This is a genomic window from Paenibacillus sp. SZ31 (assembly GCF_012912005.1).
GTDB lineage: Bacteria > Bacillota > Bacilli > Paenibacillales > Paenibacillaceae > Paenibacillus.
Map to the genome: position 1 here is coordinate 168,015 of NZ_JABBEA010000012.1, position 19,619 is coordinate 187,633.

The following is a 19,619-nucleotide window of genomic DNA, read 5'->3' on the forward strand; positions in this document are numbered from 1 at the left end:
GTTTTGGCAAAATGATGGACTTAACAAGATAAGATAGTCATGCGCTCCCTTGTATTTCCTATCTCTGATATCGTACAGTTGAGAGACATGATCGTATGAGTGCATAAATGTATAAACGTATGAATGATGGGAAAAAAGTGAGGTGTTATGGATGCAAAAGATTAGAAGAACGAGAGAAATTGAGGGCACGACTACCCCTGGCATTATACATAACGGCGGACAGCATTTTCTCATTTCGGTACAGATCTATGAAGACGGGATGGTCAATTGCTGGGAGTTGGTAGATCTGAAGGGATTGAAGCAGAAGATTGAGGATCAGTGGCTAGGCCCTGATGTACCAAACGGCGAGAATCTTTCCATTCATGGGCTGGGTGCCTACCGAGTGGAGCAGGCGAACTGGACATATAACAATAACAGCTATTATGGACATATTCAGCATAAGATCAGGGTGCTCAATCCGGAATTTCATAATATATATGAAATCACACCACGTCAGCAGCAACTGATGGATGCAAGAAGAGTGTCACACTCGCCCAAAGCGACTGATTTTGCAGTCGTACAAGAATTGTTTTATCAAACGATTACAGGAGACGGATTCTCCATTTTCATGAAATACGAAGGGCGGAATTATCTGGTTAACATGGTTGTATATGAGGATGGCAGGGTAGCCATCTATAATTTGCCGAGTCTCGTAGAGGCCTCAATGGATGAACTTGTAATTTGGTTCAGGGAAGGAATCTTGTTCACAACCATAGAGCAGCCAACCGTGATCTCGATACTTGATTTGGGGGAAGTTACGTTCTCGGAAGAAATCTACGCGGAAAAGGCCGAAGATAAGTATTTGGAGCTACTGGATCTGCACAGGAAACTTAAGGGAGAACGATCTACTTCAGAGGAATGCCGACATGCCTATCATATGTATCTGGAGGACCCGAGTGAGTTCAATCGAGCGAGACTGAAGGAAACTTACGAAAGCGTGCCTGAACACCAACGTATGTATCTGGGTGACATGGACACCAAGGATGTGGATTATCAACGAATCCTATATGCTCCTGAGGAGAAACGAGAAGTATAGAATTTCCATGCAATCGAGTCGAAACCTGAAATAACCGTATGCTTCACGAGCTGTTACTCGTGAGACATACGGTTATTTTATTTTACGGAACTATGAACCATCTGAGAATGATCATCCATGATTGCTGGCGTGGACTCCCTGATGATGGGTTTGGTCACAATATGCGAAACCTGATACGGTTGTGTCGGGTTTTTAATTCGAGATAATAGCATCTCTGCAGCCTTAATGCCCATTTCGTTGCTGTAAATATGAACCGTCGTTAGCGGAGGTTCAATAATTCGGGATTGGGGTGCGTTATCGAATCCGCATATGGCTACATCCTGTGGAACAGCGACATTTCTAGCTTTCAAAGCCCGCATCAGATCGACCGCAATAAAATCATTGGCACATACGTAAGCGGAAGGTATAGATGCCAGCTCTGCCACTCGTTGGTTCAACCATCCTGGCTTGGAAAAACACAGGCGATCATTATCTAGGATGCAATGGGAGAGGTCGATCTGCAAGCCCGCTTCCAGCATAGCACGGTGATATCCAACCCATCGTTCATTAAAACTCTTGCAGTGATTGTAATCTCCGACGAATCCGATACTTGTGTAGCCGCTCCCAATTAATTTTTTGGTTATCTGATAGATGCTATGTTCATTCTCCATAAGGAGCAAATCTGCTTGGAATTCGGGATAACATATGTTGGAAGCGCAATCGATAAAGATCGTGGGGATGCCCAGATCGGTAATCAGCTGTGTGTATTCCAGATCAAATAATTCAATGCAAATGATGCCGTCTACCTTGGCAATATCAAAATTGTTGGGAAGTGTAAGTGCATCTTGATCGTCTTCACGCACGATGTGAATCGAGAGATTGTATCCCTCCGCACTAATTCTTTTCTCCAATCCGCTGATTAACAACGAACCAAAGTGAGATGTATTAGGCAGGTTTTCAGTTAACAGGGCGATATTGCCTGCGGTTTTGGTTAGAACATGCTCATTTTCCATATAGGCAAACTGTTTATATTTAAGTTCAATTGCTTTTTTAATTACACGATTTCGGGTCTCATCCGGGATATTTCCACTATCGTTCAATGCTTTGGAAGCCGTATTCCTGGAGATCCCCAAAGCATCAGCGATGTCTTGTATCGTGACTTTTTCCTTTGCCATCTAATGCTTCACCTCTAATCATCAATAGTTATCCATATTCTTCTCTAAGTCAAATGTATAATAGAACGGGACAAATAGCAATCTCTGTTTTACAAATGCACAATTACATTTACATTTAGATAGTCGAATTCTATTTTCATAATTGTTCCAGAAGTTTTGTTAATTAGTGTAACAATGATATCTATTACAGTAATGATATAGAAATATCTATGCGAGTATTAACGATTCAGTGCTGTATATATGCAAATTTAATCCTCTTTAGTTACATTGATGCAAAGGTAAAATGATCAAATGCACAAATATTTTTTTACAAAATGTATTGACTAAATCTGTTGAAACCTGATAAATTGTAAATTATTAAATAGGCAATTGTAAATATTGAAAGCCCTTACTGAAAACAATTGTCAACTTCAAGAATGAAACGGGGGTAGCATGTTGGATAACATAGCAGACAGCAAAAAGGGCAGAGGAAGGGTACTAAAAGTGAGGACGACCAGCGGTCATAAGTTGCAGCAACTCAAAAAAAATTACTTTTTATATATGTTGCTTGCACCAGCCTTAATCTTGACTCTGATCTTCAAGTACATCCCAATGTACGGAGCCATCATTGCGTTTAAAGATTTCAGTCCGATCAAAGGCATCATGGGCAGTGATTGGGTAGGACTGAAGCATTTCGAGAAATTTATAGCTTCACCCAATTTCGATATCATTTTAATGAATACGCTTAAACTCAGCTTTTGGGGATTGATATTCAGTTTCCCGGTGCCCATTTTGCTGGCACTCATGCTGAATCAGGTACGCAAAGCTGGCGTTAAGAAAAATATTCAATTGTTCCTGTACGCACCCAATTTCATATCCGTTGTTGTCGTTGTGGGAATGCTGTTTATCTTTCTCTCACCGACAGGGCCAATTAATCAATTAGCCACTTGGATTACAGGTCAGCCAATTATGTTCATGTCTGAACCTGAATATTTCCGCTGGATCTACATTTTGTCCGATATCTGGACCGGAGCGGGCTGGGCTTCCATCATATACGTCGCGGCGTTGGCCAATGTTGATCCAGAGCTTCACAATGCGGCCAATCTGGATGGAGCCAACCTCCTTCAACGTATTCGGCACATCGACCTTCCAACCATTCGACCGATTATGGCTATCGTCTTTATCCTGGCAGCTGGTGGCATTATGTCCATTGGATTTGAGAAGGCCTATCTGATGCAGACGTCCATGAACCTGCCTTCCTCTGAGATCATTGCCACGTATGTCTACAAGGTGGGGCTGCAATCGGGAGATTACGCTTATTCAGCGGCCGTGGGATTGTTCAACTCGGTTATTAATGTGATTCTGCTGGTGACGGTGAATCTGATCGTGAAGAAATTGAATGAAGGCGAAGGCCTCTACTAGGAAAGGAGTATTATCCATGGTTGTTAAACATACGGGAATGGATCGATTGATTCTCACACTCAATGCCATCTTTCTCACCTGTGCTGTACTGGTTGTCGTTGTTCCCTTGATTTACATTGTTATCGCTTCATTCATGGACCCCACAGTGCTATTGAACCGTGGACTATCCTTCAATGTATCCGACTGGAGTCTAGATGGTTATCAGATGATATTATCCAATCCAGCCATGATCCGAGGGTTTGCGAATGCGGTATTGTACTCGGTTTCCTTTGCACTGATTACCGTGACCGTTTCCATATTTGCTGGCTATGCATTGTCAGATGATAGGCTTGCGGGACGCGGATTTTTCATGATTATCTTTATCATTACGATGTTCTTCGGCGGGGGATTAATCCCTACGTATCTACTCATACGTAATCTCGGCATGCTCGATACGGTGTGGGCGATCATCATTCCTGGAGCCGTCAACGTCTGGAATATCATTCTCTCCAGAACCTTTTTCAAAGGAGTCCCTCGGGAACTGAAAGAAGCCGCGAATGTGGATGGCGCCTCCGAGATGAAGATTTTCTTCCAGATCGTCATTCCGTTGTCCAAACCCATCATTTTTGTACTCGCACTCTATGCGTTCGTTGGGCAATGGAATTCCTATTTTGATGCAATGATCTATCTGGATAATCCGAAATTACATCCGTTACAGCTCGTTCTGCGTTCGATTTTGATTCAGAATCAGGCTGCTCCGGGCATGATCAGTGATCAGCTTGCCATGGCAGAACTGAAACGGCTCTCCGAGATGATTAAATACTCAGCGATTGTCATTTCGAGTCTGCCACTCATCATTATGTACCCGTTCTTCCAGAAGTATTTCGAAAAAGGTGTCATGGTTGGTTCCCTCAAATAGTGAACAGCCTGCAATACAGTAAGTTCGTTCCAATCCAACTCACATGGAGGTCATGATTATGAAAAAAGTGAAGAAGTCCAGAAAAGCCGTTACAACGGCGTCCATTTCCATGTTATCTGCGATGCTCTTTCTAACCGCCTGCGGCGGGGGTGGAGGCGGCGCAGCAAGTGAGGCGCAATCACCAGATGGCAAAGTGACATTGAATTTTATAACACAGAGCTCTCCGCTGGCTCCCGCTGATCCGAACGACAAGCTGATTAACAAGCGACTCGAAGAGAAAACCAATGTGCATATCAACTGGAAGAACTATACGAGTGATGTGTTTGCGGAAAAAAGAAATCTGGCGGTAGCCAGCGGTGATTTGCCGGATGCCATTTTTGATTCAGGTTATGGGGATTATGATCTCCTGAAACTGGCGAAGGACGGGGCGATCATTCCACTCGAAGACATGATTGAACAGTACATGCCCAATCTGCAAAAGGTGCTGGAGGAGGCTCCCGAATACAAGAGTATGATCACGGCTCCAGACGGACATATATACTCCTTCCCGTGGATTGAAGAACTCGGCAGTGGCAAACAACGCATTCAGTCGGTGGATAACTTGCCCTGGATTAATGTGGAATGGCTGAACAAGCTCGGACTGGAGATGCCGAAGACAACCGAGGAATTAAAAGAAGTGCTGATCGCGTTCAAAACCCAAGACCCGAACGGCAATGGCAAGGCTGACGAAATTCCGCTTTCTTTCATTAACAAGCCGGGCGGAGAAGATCTGACATTTCTCTTTGCGGCATTTGGACTCGGGGAGAACTGGGATCATACCGTGGTAACGGATGAAGGAAAAGTGGTCTTTACAGCAGCTGATACGGGTTACAAGGAAGCGGTTAAATACATTCATGAACTGGTTCAGGAAGGTCTCGTGGATGTGGAATCGTATCAACAGGATTGGAACACATATCTTGCGAAAGGCAAGGATGACAAGTACGGCATGTACTTCACTTGGGATAAGGCCAACATTACAGGCATGAATGATACGTATGATGTTCTTCCTCCGGTTGCTGGACCTAGCGGAGAGGTCAATGTCACAAGAACGAATGGCATCGGTCTTGATCGTGGTCGCATGGTCATTACCAGCAGCAATAAAAACCTGGAATCCACAGCGAAGTGGGTTGACCAATTGTACGATCCACTCCAATCTGTACAGAACAACTGGGGCACTTACGGAGATGAGAGTCAGCAAAATATTTTTGAATTCGATGAAGCCAAGGGCATGCTGAAGCATCTTCCACTGGAAGGTTCTGCACCTGTGGAACTCAGACAAAAGACCAGTATTGCCGGACCATTGGCCATTCTCGACAGTTACTATGACAAATACACAACCAAACCGGAAGATGCAGCTTGGCGCATGGAACTTCTTGATAAGGTTATGGTTCCGCATATGAAAGCGGAGAACGTGTATCCAAGTGTGTTCTTCTCTATTGATGAACTGGATCGATTGTCCACGATTGAGACGGATCTATTCGCCTACGTGCTGCGTCTGCGTACGGAATGGTATCAGAACGGGAAAGTCGATCAGGAATGGGATGCTTATCTGAAAGAGCTGGATCGTCTTGGGTTGCAAGAATGGCTTCAGATTAAACAAGCGGGATATGACCGTAATACTAAATAAGATAAATGAGGGAGAGAACATCATGTCAACCATACTTAATCAGGATCACAGAGGCGTCTATCATTTTACACCAAAAGAAAATTGGATCAACGATCCAAATGGCATGGTATTTTTCAAAGGTGAGTATCACTTGTTCTATCAGCATCACCCACATGGAACCACATGGGGCCCCATGCATTGGGGCCATGCAGTGAGCAGGGACCTGATCTCCTGGGAGGAACTTCCGTTAGCCTTGTTCCCAGATGAGAATGGCACTATATTCTCCGGAAGCGCCATAGTGGATTGGAATAATACGACCGGATTCTTTGAGGATGAGCCAGGATTGGTTGCTATTTTCACCCACCATCTTGAAGTTAAAGACCAGGATGCCATACAAACCCAGAGTCTCGCGTATAGCAAAGACAACGGCAGAACTTGGACTAAATACGAGGGTAATCCGGTATTAAAGCATGAGTCTTTTGTCGATTTCCGTGATCCGAAAGTGTTCTGGCATGAGCAGACCAAGGAATGGGTTATGGTTATCGCTTGTGGTCAAACGGTATGTCTGTATCGTTCTCCAAATCTGAAGGATTGGACGATTGGTAGTGAATTCGGCGCCGGGATTGGTTCACACGATGGCGTGTGGGAATGCCCGGACCTGTTCCCCCTTCCAGTGGATGGAGATTCAGGGCAGGAGAAATGGGTGATGCTCGTTAGCATCGGTGCAGATCCTGCTTTTATTGAAGGCTCCAGAACACAATATTTTACCGGAGATTTTGATGGAACTACATTTGTCCCAGACGAGGCATCTCATACGGTTCGCTGGATTGATTATGGTCGGGATAACTACGCAGGAGTTAGTTGGTCTGACGTTCCTGAGGAAGATGGAAGACGCCTCATTATCGGCTGGATGAGCAACTGGATGTACGCCAACCAGACGCCAACCAATAATTACCGTGGAGCAATGACCATTGCCCGGGAGTTGACACTGGAGACAAGAGCGGGAGAAGTTATATTGATTCAACGTCCTGCACGTGAACTTGAGCAAGCCCGTACGCCAGTATTGTCCCAACAGGATGCTTCGATTCAGCAAGTGAGTGAACAGTTGAACGCTTTGCAACTAGTGAACTATGAGATCCGTGCAGAGTGGACTCCGAATCAGTCGTTCCATTTTGCACTAAGAAGCGGCGCAGATCACGAGACGGTCGTTGGTGTAGACTCGATCCGAAGTGAAGTGTACGTTGATCGTAGTCGATCGGGCATCGTCGATTTTCATGAACATTTCCTGGGCCGCCATACAGCTGAGTTAAAAGAGGTGAATGGAAATCAAAGTTTGCGTATCTTTGTAGATCATTCATCTGTGGAGGTATTTGCAAATGATGGTCAGGCCGTTATTACGGATCTGATCTATCCGGATGTGGATTGCCAAGGCATCTCTGTTCATGCCGAAAATACCGATCTGCTATTCTCTTCACTTCATATCTATGAGATCTCACCGACCAAAGCTAAAGATTAATAGTAATGAAGGAAAGGAGTCCAGAACGATGCGTATTGGAGCCATAGAAGCGGGCGGAACAAAGTTTGTATGTGGTGTAGGAAATGAGCATGGACAGATTGAAGATCGGATCAGCTTTCCAACAGAACATCCGGAGACAACTCTTGCCAAGGTGATCGACTATTTCAGGGATAAAGATGTGGAAGCGATGGGTATCGGCTCCTTTGGTCCGATTGATCTGCAACCGGATAGTCCCACCTATGGTTATATTACAACCACACCTAAGCCTGGGTGGGGAAACTGTGATGTGGTTGGAACTTTGAAGCATGAATTTTCGGTTCCTTTCGGATGGGATACGGATGTGAATGCTGCCGCGCTCGGTGAAGTGACGTGGGGAGCGGCGCTAGGGTTGGATAACTGTGTATATTACACGATTGGCACAGGCGTTGGTGTCGGACTTGTGGCAGGGGGCAAACGAGTACACGGATTGTTACATCCCGAGGGTGGACATATTCGTACAAGACGCCATCCGGACGATCACTTTGCCGGGTTATGTCCGTATCATGGCGATTGCCTGGAGGGGATGGCTGCAGGACCAGCTGTTGAAGCACGTTGGCAAATCCCTGGCAGTGAACTGCCGGCAGATCATCCTGCGTGGGAGATCGAATCCTTTTACATTGCGGAGTCAATTACAACTACTATCTTGCTTCATTCGCCACAGAAGATCATCTTGGGCGGTGGTGTGATGCAGCAAGATCATCTGTTTCCTATGATCCGGAAGCAGGTAGTGCGGAATCTCAATGGTTATGTGAATGCAGCTCCGATCACGCAACATATCGACCAGTACATTGTCCAGCCTGGATTGGGCCAGCATGCAGGCCTGTGTGGTGCACTCGCTTTGGGTCTGGAAGCATTGCAACATGCAGCACAAGCTTCGCATACTTCATAGTTTTCTGAAATAATATATAGCCCAAAAGGGACGGTTGCGGGTTCGCTTATTTAGTTAAGCTAGACTGCACTGTCCTTTTTTGGGCTTTTTTATTTCTTTGAGGAGTTAAATATGTTTGAAAAATATAGTGTGTTCTAAAATCCGATGTTGCTCAAGTGAGCTGCCAAAGGTATGATTTTTAGTGTCCTATCCCTATCGTCCGATATGACATTCATAATTTAACGTGTCTCCAATGGAAAGGAATTCAACGAATGAACCATATAACAATACGTCAAGCTGTACAGGCAGACCAGGAACAACTGGCCGATTTGCGAGCGTTGGTACTATACGATGATCTAAGCAGGCTGGGAAGGTACGATGATGTGAAAGTGCGTGAACGTTTCCGCAATACATTCGATCCTGCTCACACACGTATTATTGAAGTGGAGGGTTCAATGGTAGGTTGTGTAGCGTTGAAGCCCAAGTCTGAGGCATATCTATTGGAACATTTCTACATACATCCCGATTATCAGGGCCAGAGAATAGGAACTCAGGTATTGAATATGCTGTTGGAACAGGATGAAATTCAGGGAAAACAGGTTATTTTAAATGTATTGCAGGGAAGTCCTGCTCGGCGATTGTATGAACGATTTGGATTTGTGTTGGATAGTGAAGATGAGGTCGATGTGTTTATGTCGGTCCAAGTGCAGTAATTTTTACTGTACATCTATATAAGTTGAACTATTCTTTTACACAGAAACGGAGAGGGCAGAAAAAACCTGGAAAAGTGAAGCGTTCGCCTGAGAGCTTTCTGAAAGAGAGCTACGTCGTAAGCATAGGCTTATCAGCGGATTTTACCCTTGAGAAAAGGGAATCAAAAAAATCTGGGGATAACAGCGATTAGAAGGTTGTTCTGTCATTGGAGTGTTCAGTGTAAAATCTTTAGTTCAAGTTATATAACAGACCCATTCATTTAATTCTTGAATGGGTCTATTGAACCTTTCTATTATACTTTCCGTTGGTCGTACCCTAATATGGATAATAACCTACTTTTTATATAGGAATTATATAGTATGGAGAATGCCAAGATGCCACAATGGAAACGAAATCTGTATATTCTGTGGTTCGGTCTGTTTTTCAATCATATGGCGTACTCGCTGTCCGTTCCGTTCTTTCCTATATTCCTGCAAAATGATCTCGGTATCCAGAGTGGCCTGGAAGCTTGGTCCGGGATTTCGATCTCGATTAGCTTTCTGATCAGTGGATTATGTGCACCCTTCTGGGGATCACTGGCTGATAAATATGGCAGTAAACTGATGTTGGTCCGTTCAGGAGTTGGGCTAGGCATTGCACATCTGGCTAACTTCTTTGTTTACGATCCGTATACGTTTATCGCGGTGAGGGTCTTTCAGGGACTCATGGCTGGTTTTCATCCCGCCTCAATTACACTGATTGGCACCAATACACCGGAGAAACATGTGGGTTATGCACTTGGCGTGATCTCCACGGCCAGCGCTGCGGGTGGGATTCTTGGCCCTCTTGCCGGTGGTGTGCTGAGTCACTGGATCGGACTGCGGGGATGTTTCATTGCATCGGCTGTGATTACATTACTCGCGGCTCTGATGGTCCTCGGTGTTAAGGAGTCACGACAAGCTCGTACGATCGTTCCAACGAAGATCATAGGGGATTTGAAAAGAGCGGCTTCCACGCCCGGCTTGTTGCGAATCTACGGTTTGATTCTGCTAGTCTCGACCTCCGTACTTATCATCGAGCCGGTGCTGACGCTCTATGTGGTCCAGATTGGCGGAGATATCGGCAGTGCAACACTTAGTGCAGGTATTGTCTTCTCGGCGATTGGTGTGGCAACCGTCATTATGGGGCCGCGCTGGGGCAAGATTGGTGGGAGGATCGGGTACGAGAAAACATTGTTTATCGGTCTTCTCGGCGGCGGAATTGGTAGTCTGCTGCAAATGACAGCAAATAATCTGATTTATTTTGGTAGCCTGCGATTTGTCTATGGTCTGTTCTTTGCCGCGGTCTATCCGGCGCTTAATGCGCTCATCATCAAATATGCTGATCACGACTTTCGGGGGAGGGCTGTCAGTCTGAGTCAGACGGCGAGTCAGTTCGGTATCGTGCTTGGGCCGTTAATCGGTGGTTTTCTCGGTGGATGGATCGGCATTCCCTTTATTTTTCTATTTACAGGGATTGTATTGCTTGGAGCGGCTTGGGCAGTCAGGGTTAGTGATGTGAAACAGGCGGGTAAACCTGGATTAGGCATGGCAGCAGCAGAAGCTGGCGGAAACAGCATAAAGAAATGATGGAACGACTCTCAGAGATAAAAGGATACTCGAATTGAATGGTCATTATCACAACATAGGGAGGAATATATATGTCGCAACGACAATTGAAATTGGGAGCTAATCTGAACGGAGTGGGGAACAGCATTTCCTTTTGGCGTCACCCGGATATTCCCATTAACGCGAGCGTTAGTCTGGAATTCTACAAGAAGCAGGTACGTATCGCGGAAAAAGGGAAATTCGATCTGCTCTTTATTGCAGATGGTCTCTTTATCAACGAGAAGTCCAATCCTCATTTTCTCAATCGTTTCGAACCTCTGACGCTTCTATCCGCACTCGCTGGGGCAACTTCCCACATTGGGTTGGTTGCTACATTGTCTACTTCCTATAGTGAACCCTTCACGGTTGCGCGGCAGTTTGCCTCACTGGATCAATTAAGCGATGGGAGAGCCGGATGGAATGTGGTCACTTCACCTCTGGAAGGATCGGCACTGAACTTTGGCAAAGGCGAACATCCCAACCATGCGCTGCGCTACGAAATTGCGGAAGAACATCTGAATGTGGTCAAAGGCCTGTGGGATTCCTGGGAGGACGATGCCTTTGTCGGAGACAAGGAGCAGGGCGTATTCTTCGATCCTGCCAAGCTACATACGCTGAATCACAAGGGAACGCACTTCTCGGTACAGGGTCCACTTAATGTGGGGCGTTCGAAGCAGGGTCATCCGGTGATTTTCCAGGCGGGCTCATCCGAATCTGGGAAAGATCTGGCTGCCCGATCGGCGGATGCCGTATACACAGGACATGAGACGCTGGAGGAAGCAAGGGAGTTCTACCGGGATGTGAAGACAAGAGCGGTGGCGTATGGACGTCAGGCAGCGGATATCCTGATCTTCCCTGGCATCGGTCCCATTGTGGGTAGAACAGCGGAAGAGGCTGAGCAGAAATATCAGGAAATTGCCGAACTGGTGAGTATTGATCACGCACTGAATTATCTGGGACGTTACTTCGACCATTACGACTTCTCCCAGTTCCCGCTGGACGAACCTTTCCCCGAGATTGGGGAGATCGGCAGCAACAGCTTCCGTAGTACAACAGACAAGATCAAGCAGCAGGCACGAGAACAGAGGCTGACCCTGCGCCAAGTGGCATTGCTGGCATCTACCCCACGCACATCGTTCATTGGTACACCGGATCAGATCGCAGATCAGATTCAGGAATGGTTTGAAGGCGAAGCGGCAGACGGATTCAATGTTCGTACCGTGGTGCCCAATGGCTTGGAAGATTTCGTGGAGCTAGTTGTTCCAGTTCTGCAAGAACGAGGGCTGTTCCGTACGGAGTATGAACATGAGACGCTAAGGGAGAATCTGGGTCTTGAGATTCCGCGTAATCAATATACGTTAGAGCGTGTGAGATAGAGAAGTTAGAGTGGTAATGACGTTAAATTAACGTTGTTGCCACTCTTTTTTTATGGTTTCTTTTTCGGAGAGTACTGTTATTATAAAATGATAAAGAATACGATAAACAATCTGCAATTCCAGACGAGTCACAGGAGGAGATTGGGATGATTAGAGGGTTAACAAATGCGGGATTGGGAAACATCGAGTCAGATGCACAATATATCACAGATGCGGCCAAGCACGGATTCGGATCTGTAGATTTGAATCCGCTCTCATTGATTCAAACGTATGGCAAGGAACAGGCACAACATCTGCTAGAGAGTAATCAGGTGATCATCGGTTCATCGGGTCTGACGGTGGAGTGGCGGACGACAGATGAACAATTTCGTGAGGGATTGCAATCGTTGGTCGCTATGGCAGAAGCTTCTGCTTCGCTGGACTGTTACAGCTGCTGCACGTATATTTTACCCTCAACGGATCAACAGGCAGCGCAATTTATGGCAGCGGCTACGAAACGCTTGAGACTCTGCGCAGATATCTTGGACGCTTACGGAATTAAGCTAGGGCTGGAGTTTGTTGGCTGCCATCACTTGCGGACGCAATGGAAGAATCCGTTTATCTGGCGTGTGGAGGATACCCTGGACTGGATAGAAACGATCCATGCGCCCAATGTTGGCCTGCTCGTAGATTCCTATCACTGGCATACGAATGGTCTACCGATGGAGGATCTGTTGAAGCTGAAGAAAGAGCAGATTGTTCATGTTCATATCAATGATGCCTATGACCTGCCGGTGGAAGAATTATTGGATTATGAGCGTTTGTATCCCGGCGAAGGGGTTATTGATCTGGGTGGATTTCTGAGAAATCTGCAGGCGATTGGCTACAATGGTGTGGTGGCTCAGGAAGTACTGGCCCCGGCATCTAATCTTGGTACGAATGAACTATTTTCCAAGTCGAAGGCTGGGTTTGATCAGGTGTTTGCCACAGTATAATGTGTGAGAAAACATATAATGACCGCAAAGGCCCATACATTGTGTATGGGTCATTTTGTTGTGTTTAATCATATGAATGTGTTGATATGAAAACATTGACAATTCGTTAACAAATCCAAGATTTCCCGTTTACAATTCGCTCCTATAATTACAAACGTGATAGGTCATTTTTACTATGAACGTGGAAGCTAAGGGGGATGAGGCGGACAAGCTCTCATATTGATGATACATGCAAAATACCAGACAACAGGGCACGGCATACAAGGCAAATTATATGGAGAAAAGAAGGGTGACCAAAGCCAATGTCAATGAAAAAGGTGTTAGTAGTGTCCATGGTAGCCACAGTGTTAACAACTTCTGTGGTCAGTGCAGTATCAGCTGCTCCTGCAGTGAAACCTGCAGCTAGTACAGCTCAGGTGCAAAACTCCACGCTTACAATAAACGGAAACAGCGTCGTCGTTCGTTCCATCGTGAAGAATGGTGAGACCCTTGTGTCGCTCCGTGATGTGATCAAGGCTATTGGCGCGCAAGCGGAAGTACAACGTGGAACGACGGTGATTAAGTTAAATGGTCACACGGTGACACTCCAGAACAATGCGAAACAACTTCTGGTGGATGGCAACAAAGTGAATTTGAATCAACCGGTTACGATCATTGGAGGTACAAGCTACGTTGCGCTCCGACCATTGGTATCCAGTGTTGGCGGCACAATCGTCAAGAGAAGCGGAGCGCTGGAGGTTAGCACGGTAGCATTGTTCGAAGGTGCGGAAAATCCCCGTTTTGCCGGAACAGACAAGCTGATCGTTTCCAAAAGTGATGACAGTGGCCGAACCGATTATCTCGTGAATACCACGAGTGGTAAATACGATCTGTTGTTAACGACAGATGGCGGATCGGATCTTATCGTTTCCCCGAGTGGCAATCAAGCGGCGTATACGAATGCGGATGGAGCCGTCTACGTTATTGATCTGAAGACAAAGGCTTCGAAATTGATTACCAGTGACACAAGCATCAAACCGGAACTGGTATGGTCTGCGGACGGAAGCGCGATTTATTTCCTGCAAGGAGATAAAGGGTCGGTCATTGCGAGTCTGAATCTGGCAGATGGAACAATTAAGAAACTGGTTGAAGATAAGGTGGATTACAAAGAAAACCTGAATGTGTCTGCGGACGGCAAAAGATTCATCTACACGGTAACGACACTGGGTAAGGTTACCTCTGATGCAACCAATGTAGATGAAGACAACGTGTCTATCGACTTTTCAGCCAATCAACAGCAATTATTTTCGTATAACAACGGAATATCAAAACCTGAAGCGACGCAGTTAACGACTTCAACTGATGACAAAGTGTTTGTATGGTCCGTTGACGGGCAGAAAGCCTACTACGTAAGTGTACCGTCCGAGGACGGCAATGCTTCGCTGCAATCTGTGGATTCATCCCAGGAGGCAACAACGGTGTATGGCGTTCACGATGTAGAGCAAGCGATTCTGTCGGGTGGCGTCTTGTACGTACTGGCTGCGCAAGATGACAGCAATAGCGTCATTATTTCCGTTGACACGGTGACAGGAAAACAAACCAAACTGTATACCGTATCTTCCGATGTATCCTCCATTACCGTTGCCGGATCACAATTGGCTGTAATTGAGAATGGCCAAGTTCTGGTACAAGCGGGTGGCAGCTGGAGAGCCGTTACGAAGTGATTTTTTTGATCCAAGAGTGATAAGCACGTAATCATAATTAACTATTTTATAATTCGAGAGGAGTTTATAAAAATGAAAAAATGGATCAAACCCTTCACGGCAATGCTTATGGCTGTATCCCTAATTGGTGGACTTGGAGGAGCAACGACGGTATCCGCTGCCAAGAGCACAGAGAAAGGTAAGATTGTCATCAACGGTTCCTCGGCATTGCTTCCACTGACTCTTCAGGCTGCAAGTGAATTCAAGAAAGATAATCCAAAAGTCAAAATCTCGGCTTCCGCCGCAGGTTCAATCACAGGTCCTCAATCCGTACGTAAAGGCATTGCCGACATCGGTGCTGTGGACTGGGACGCATCCAAGGATGTACCTGGCTTCAAGAAATTCGATGGAATGGTTGCTAATCCAGTAGCAGTGACAGTATTCACGGCTGTTGTTAACACAAATGTGGGTGTAAGCAGTCTGACCACGAAACAATTGCAGGACATCTTCTCTGGTAAAGTGACCAACTGGAAAGACGTCGGCGGTGCTAATGCCAACATCGTTGTTGTTAACCGTAAGTTCGGTTCCGGTACACGGGTCAACTTCCAGCAAAAAGCGCTCGACGGTAAGGATTTCATGAGCAAAGGTGATAACTACAAAGAAGTTGGCTCCAGCGGTGATATGAAAACTACCATCGAAACGACACCGAATGCGATCGGTTATATTGACCTTCCTTATGTAACTAACAAAATGAAGGCAGTATCCATCAATGGCGTGGCACCTACAGAGAAAAACGTTCTGAACAAAACGTACAAAGTCTGGGGTATCGGATATTACATGACTAAAGGTCAACCTACCGGTGCAACCAAAGCGTTCATTGAGTACATCCAAAGCAGCAAGTTCCAGAACGGTTCCCTGAAAAAGCTGAAATTCATTCCGCTTGCGGCTGTAAAATAACGGAGCATCAAACGTTCGTCATTCTCACATTTCATAAGAAAAGGGATAGCCAGCTTCTGCGCATGGTCGCAAGCTGGCTTCTCTATGTGAAAGGAAGAGCACTTCATGATCGATTTGAATCCATCCCCGAACAGCCCCACCCCCAGTGAACTTGGCACGAGCCTTGGTAAGGCCGCTGATTCGGGCACGCGGTTTAACCGTAAGGCGCGTCTAAGGTGGTCCAATAACCTGTTTCGTATGGTGTGCATCGGCAGTACGATCTTTGTATGTTTGGTTCTCTTATGTATCTTAATTCTCATGCTTCGTACGGGCGTTCTTACTTTTGCAGATGTGTCGCTGCGTGAATTCTTTTTCTCCACCAACTGGGACCCGGAAAATGAACACTATGGTGCACTGACCTTTATCCTCGGAACACTGGCTCTTACAGGTCTCACCATGTTGTTTGCCATTCCACTCTCTGTCATCATTGCTGTATTTCTGGCTGAAATGACGCCCAAGTGGCTTCGCCATATTCTGCGGCCCGTATTGGATCTGCTGGTGGGTATTCCCTCTGTAGTGTACGGTTTCCTGGGACTGACGATCCTCATCCCCTGGCTAAGGGATATTAGCGGACGTGATCTGGCTGATGGGTTACTCGCTGCGTCGATTGTATTGACCATTATGGTACTTCCCACGATTAGCCGGATCAGTGATGATGCCATATCTGCTGTGCCGAACAAATACCGTGATGCTGCCTATGCGCTCGGTACGAACCGATTCCAGACCGTGACTCGTGTCGTCTTACCTGCTGCAAAAGGCGGAATCATGTACGCGGTCATTCTTGGAATGACTCGTGCGATCGGTGAGACGATGGCGGTGGTGATGGTCATCGGTAATACCGCGCAGCTCGCGAATAGTCTGTTCACCCCAACAGCCGTGCTGACCAGTAATATCGTTATGCAGATCTCTAGCGTCGAATTCGACTCCACCTGGAATCATGCTCTGTACATGATGGGCTTTATCCTGCTCGCGATTTCGATCCTGATGATCGTTATTGTAAGACTGCTTCAGAAGAGAGGGGACCGAAACGTATGAGTGTGAAGAAGCAGGCGAACGCTGCCGTCCCGTCTTATTCTTTTGGCAAACGGAGAAGTTCCTCGATGGTGATGGATCGACTCTTTACAGGCATGGTATGGGGTGTCGGTATTGTCGTCATTTTATTTATCGTTGGACTGTTATTTTTGCTACTGAACAAAGGATTGCCTCTGCTAAGCTGGGATTTTCTCTATGGTGTTCCTAGTGAGATTGAAGAAGGGGGAGGGATCGGCCCGGCGCTGTTCAACTCGTTCTATGTGTTGATTCTGTCCCTGCTCATCTCCATCCCTATTGGTATGGCGGCAGGCATATATCTCGCAGAGTTTGCACCAAACAATAAGCTGATCGAGACCGTTCGTATTTGCGTGGAGGGATTGTCCTCTGTGCCATCCATCATCTTCGGATTGTTCGGTATTGCTCTGTTTGTGGAGTTTTTCGAAATTGGTCTTACCATTCTGGGGGCAGCCGTCAGTCTGGCTTTCCTGAATCTGCCTGTGCTTACCAGGGTAACAGAGGAATCCGTCAGGGCGGTTCCGGTGGAGCTTCGCAATGGATCATTCGCGCTGGGCTCAACGCATCTCCAGACGATCCGCCAAGTGTTGTTGCCGGTGGCTATCAACGGGATCATGACAGGCATTTGCCTGACGGCAGGCCGGGCATTCGGTGAGAGTGCTGTCATTATTCTAACCGCTGGGGTGTCTACATCCGGGGAGATGTGGGACTTTAATTTGCTATCGCCGGGAGGAACCCTTGCTGTACATCTCTGGTACATTCAATCGGAAGCGATTGTGCCGGATGCCGAGGAAATTGCGCAGAAAACCACAGCTGTGCTGATCTTTGTGGCGTTGCTCATTAATGTTTTGTTCCGTGTACCCCTGTGGCTGAATGCACGTAAAAATCAAGCGTGATGAAGAGAGGATACCTTAACTCTGTATCGTCTAGGAATAACGCTAACTGTTTAAGCTGAATCCGCAAATCATTCCATTTCAACCCGGGAGGGCACCTTGTGCAACCTATTATTGAGATCAACAAATTGAATTTGTATTATGGTCCGTTTCAAGCGCTGAAGGATGTTTCCATTGAAATTCCGGAGCGGGCAATCACTGCGTTTATCGGACCATCGGGTTGTGGTAAATCGACCCTGCTGCGTACGCTGAACCGGATGAATGACCGGATTCCCGGCACACGGATTGAAGGTAAAGTGGCCGTAGGGGGAACCGACATTTACAGTGGTGAAGTTCATGTGGAAACCCTTCGCAAGAAGATCGGCATGGTCTTTCAGCAACCGAATCCTTTTCCAAAATCCATCTATGACAATGTAGCCTTCGGCCCCAAACAGCACGGTATCCATGGTAAGAAGAAGTTGGATGAGATTGTGGAGCAGAGTCTGCGTTCTGCAGTCTTGTGGGATGAGGTAAAAGACAATCTGAAGCGCTCCGCGTTAAGCCTGTCTGGAGGTCAGCAACAACGCCTCTGTATCGCACGTGCGCTGGCAGTGGAGCCGGATATTCTGTTGATGGATGAGGCGACTGCCTCGCTTGATCCCGTCTCCACCTTCAAGATTGAGGAGCTGACGCACGAATTGAAGGAACGTTATACCATTGTGATGGTCACGCATAACATGCAGCAAGCCGCTCGCGTATCTCAGCAGACGGTGTTTTTCCTGAACGGCGAAGTCGTGGAATATTCCGCTACCCAGAGCATGTTCGCCGAGCCTGTTGATGTGCGTACGCAGGATTATATTAGTGGTAGATTTGGTTAAGAAAAAGTGAGTTGATCCTGGAACCATGCGAGCCTTTCAGAGATGATCTGAAAGGCTTTTATGATGTTACAGTTTCCAGGGAAGCTACGAGCGCTTGTAGCGAAAGAGACTTTATCATGTAATGTATTAAAGCTTAGTTGTTATGATATTAAGAAGGTAAATTACACCAGATGTCGAATGAAGTAGTACTACATCAAAGGAGTGATTAACACATGCAATATGATTCCGATATACTAACAATAGAAGAAGTGTTTGAATATGAGAGTGATGAGGTTCGGAGTGTACTAAATGCTGTTGAATATTCAATCAGAGTAGGAGATAATTTTTTCATCATTACCCCTTATAATGATGAAACGTATGTCGTAGAGGCAATCGAAGAACAATATGATAGTTGGACTATAATTTATAATGGAGGAAGAAGAGTAGCAATAAAGGATATATTTCCTTTATTTTCAGTTGGTTCTTTAATTAGTATGTTATCACTTGATAATGAGTTTAATCTCCGGACTGCTGGAGCTAAGTGGATTGTGAGTTTCGATCATTACCATGAGTATGCGTCAGAAGAAAATGAACTTCTTGTTACGTTTTTGTGGTATGTTCTTAAGGATGTATGTGTACGAGGGCTCATTAGTCGTAGTTAAGAAAAAATTAACTAAGTTATGTCTCATCCATATTCTGGAAATAATATTGATATAGAATTGAAGTCAGGATAATATTTTATAAATTATAAATTTCAGTAATCTATGTATGTGTTTATTGTACATACGTTTATTTGATTAACAGGCCCCAACCTGCAATCTACTATTATGCAAATAAAAAACTGATATCCTTTTGGGGTATCAGTTTTTTTGGAATTAAG

The 19,619-nt window shown here is 45.9% G+C and carries 17 protein-coding genes; 16 read left to right on the forward strand and 1 reads right to left on the reverse strand.

Going from position 1 to position 19,619, the window contains the following annotated elements; translation table 11 throughout:
• Nucleotides 1-151 precede the first annotated feature (151 nt).
• Complete coding sequence (locus HF638_RS21065) at nt 152-1,075, forward strand: DUF7638 domain-containing protein (RefSeq protein ID WP_169481917.1); 924 nt, start codon at nt 152-154, stop codon at nt 1,073-1,075.
• A gap of 77 nt (nt 1,076-1,152) precedes the next feature.
• On the opposite strand, the gene HF638_RS21070 is transcribed toward HF638_RS21065, so the two are convergent.
• On the reverse strand, nt 1,153-2,229 hold the full coding sequence (locus HF638_RS21070) for a LacI family DNA-binding transcriptional regulator (RefSeq protein ID WP_169481918.1): 1,077 nt from the start codon (nt 2,227-2,229) through the stop codon (nt 1,153-1,155).
• A gap of 540 nt (nt 2,230-2,769) precedes the next feature.
• Here HF638_RS21070 and HF638_RS21075 point away from each other — a divergent pair.
• From HF638_RS21075 to HF638_RS21145, 15 genes are all read left to right on the forward strand, one after another.
• Complete coding sequence (locus tag HF638_RS21075) at nt 2,770-3,630, forward strand: ABC transporter permease (protein ID WP_248278224.1); 861 nt, start codon at nt 2,770-2,772, stop codon at nt 3,628-3,630.
• Between the two features lie 16 nt (nt 3,631-3,646).
• Entirely contained in the window at nt 3,647-4,528 is an 882-nt protein-coding gene (locus tag HF638_RS21080; protein WP_091027870.1) for a carbohydrate ABC transporter permease, read from the forward strand.
• Between the two features lie 52 nt (nt 4,529-4,580).
• Entirely contained in the window at nt 4,581-6,194 is a 1,614-nt protein-coding gene (locus tag HF638_RS21085; RefSeq protein ID WP_169481920.1) for an ABC transporter substrate-binding protein, read from the forward strand.
• 22 nt (nt 6,195-6,216) lie between these two features.
• Nucleotides 6,217-7,689 (forward strand): glycoside hydrolase family 32 protein, encoded by a 1,473-nt coding sequence (locus HF638_RS21090; protein WP_169481921.1) that lies wholly within the window; start codon nt 6,217-6,219, stop codon nt 7,687-7,689.
• A gap of 28 nt (nt 7,690-7,717) precedes the next feature.
• Nucleotides 7,718-8,617, forward strand: a complete 900-nt coding sequence (locus HF638_RS21095) for an ROK family protein (protein WP_169481922.1) — start codon at nt 7,718-7,720, stop codon at nt 8,615-8,617.
• A 251-nt stretch (nt 8,618-8,868) separates the two neighbouring features.
• Nucleotides 8,869-9,309, forward strand: coding sequence for a GNAT family N-acetyltransferase (locus HF638_RS21100; protein WP_169481923.1), 441 nt, complete (start codon nt 8,869-8,871; stop codon nt 9,307-9,309).
• Between the two features lie 375 nt (nt 9,310-9,684).
• On the forward strand, nt 9,685-10,917 hold the full coding sequence (locus HF638_RS21105) for an MFS transporter (RefSeq protein WP_169481924.1): 1,233 nt from the start codon (nt 9,685-9,687) through the stop codon (nt 10,915-10,917).
• A 71-nt stretch (nt 10,918-10,988) separates the two neighbouring features.
• Nucleotides 10,989-12,311, forward strand: coding sequence for an LLM class flavin-dependent oxidoreductase (locus HF638_RS21110; RefSeq protein WP_169481925.1), 1,323 nt, complete (start codon nt 10,989-10,991; stop codon nt 12,309-12,311).
• A gap of 146 nt (nt 12,312-12,457) precedes the next feature.
• The gene (locus tag HF638_RS21115) at nt 12,458-13,285 is read left to right on the forward strand and encodes a sugar phosphate isomerase/epimerase family protein (protein ID WP_169481926.1); all 828 of its coding nucleotides are present in this window, start codon (nt 12,458-12,460) and stop codon (nt 13,283-13,285) included.
• 302 nt (nt 13,286-13,587) lie between these two features.
• The gene (locus HF638_RS21120) at nt 13,588-14,988 is read left to right on the forward strand and encodes a stalk domain-containing protein (protein WP_248278219.1); all 1,401 of its coding nucleotides are present in this window, start codon (nt 13,588-13,590) and stop codon (nt 14,986-14,988) included.
• A gap of 72 nt (nt 14,989-15,060) precedes the next feature.
• Complete coding sequence (locus HF638_RS21125; RefSeq protein ID WP_169481927.1) at nt 15,061-15,924, forward strand: phosphate ABC transporter substrate-binding protein; 864 nt, start codon at nt 15,061-15,063, stop codon at nt 15,922-15,924.
• A 105-nt stretch (nt 15,925-16,029) separates the two neighbouring features.
• Nucleotides 16,030-16,998 carry a phosphate ABC transporter permease subunit PstC gene (gene pstC / locus HF638_RS21130; protein ID WP_169481928.1) on the forward strand — a complete coding sequence of 323 codons (969 nt, stop codon included), beginning with the start codon at nt 16,030-16,032 and terminating at the stop codon, nt 16,996-16,998.
• On the forward strand, nt 16,995-17,906 hold the full coding sequence (pstA, locus tag HF638_RS21135; RefSeq protein ID WP_169481929.1) for a phosphate ABC transporter permease PstA: 912 nt from the start codon (nt 16,995-16,997) through the stop codon (nt 17,904-17,906). The genes pstC and pstA overlap by 4 nt, the downstream gene beginning before the upstream one ends.
• A gap of 98 nt (nt 17,907-18,004) precedes the next feature.
• Complete coding sequence (gene pstB, locus HF638_RS21140) at nt 18,005-18,760, forward strand: phosphate ABC transporter ATP-binding protein PstB (protein ID WP_169481930.1); 756 nt, start codon at nt 18,005-18,007, stop codon at nt 18,758-18,760.
• Between the two features lie 212 nt (nt 18,761-18,972).
• Nucleotides 18,973-19,401 carry a hypothetical protein gene (locus tag HF638_RS21145; RefSeq protein ID WP_169481931.1) on the forward strand — a complete coding sequence of 143 codons (429 nt, stop codon included), beginning with the start codon at nt 18,973-18,975 and terminating at the stop codon, nt 19,399-19,401.
• Nucleotides 19,402-19,619 lie beyond the last annotated feature (218 nt).

Coding starts and splice junctions, on each gene's coding strand:
- HF638_RS21065 (WP_169481917.1), top strand. CDS start 152: ATGCAAAAGATTAGAAGAACGAGAGAAATTGAGGGCACGACTACCCCT.
- HF638_RS21070 (WP_169481918.1), bottom strand. CDS start 2,229: ATGGCAAAGGAAAAAGTCACGATACAAGACATCGCTGATGCTTTGGGG.
- HF638_RS21075 (WP_248278224.1), top strand. CDS start 2,770: ATGTTGCTTGCACCAGCCTTAATCTTGACTCTGATCTTCAAGTACATC.
- HF638_RS21080 (WP_091027870.1), top strand. CDS start 3,647: ATGGTTGTTAAACATACGGGAATGGATCGATTGATTCTCACACTCAAT.
- HF638_RS21085 (WP_169481920.1), top strand. CDS start 4,581: ATGATTATGAAAAAAGTGAAGAAGTCCAGAAAAGCCGTTACAACGGCG.
- HF638_RS21090 (WP_169481921.1), top strand. CDS start 6,217: ATGTCAACCATACTTAATCAGGATCACAGAGGCGTCTATCATTTTACA.
- HF638_RS21095 (WP_169481922.1), top strand. CDS start 7,718: ATGCGTATTGGAGCCATAGAAGCGGGCGGAACAAAGTTTGTATGTGGT.
- HF638_RS21100 (WP_169481923.1), top strand. CDS start 8,869: ATGAACCATATAACAATACGTCAAGCTGTACAGGCAGACCAGGAACAA.
- HF638_RS21105 (WP_169481924.1), top strand. CDS start 9,685: ATGCCACAATGGAAACGAAATCTGTATATTCTGTGGTTCGGTCTGTTT.
- HF638_RS21110 (WP_169481925.1), top strand. CDS start 10,989: ATGTCGCAACGACAATTGAAATTGGGAGCTAATCTGAACGGAGTGGGG.
- HF638_RS21115 (WP_169481926.1), top strand. CDS start 12,458: ATGATTAGAGGGTTAACAAATGCGGGATTGGGAAACATCGAGTCAGAT.
- HF638_RS21120 (WP_248278219.1), top strand. CDS start 13,588: ATGTCAATGAAAAAGGTGTTAGTAGTGTCCATGGTAGCCACAGTGTTA.
- HF638_RS21125 (WP_169481927.1), top strand. CDS start 15,061: ATGAAAAAATGGATCAAACCCTTCACGGCAATGCTTATGGCTGTATCC.
- pstC (WP_169481928.1), top strand. CDS start 16,030: ATGATCGATTTGAATCCATCCCCGAACAGCCCCACCCCCAGTGAACTT.
- pstA (WP_169481929.1), top strand. CDS start 16,995: ATGAGTGTGAAGAAGCAGGCGAACGCTGCCGTCCCGTCTTATTCTTTT.
- HF638_RS21145 (WP_169481931.1), top strand. CDS start 18,973: ATGCAATATGATTCCGATATACTAACAATAGAAGAAGTGTTTGAATAT.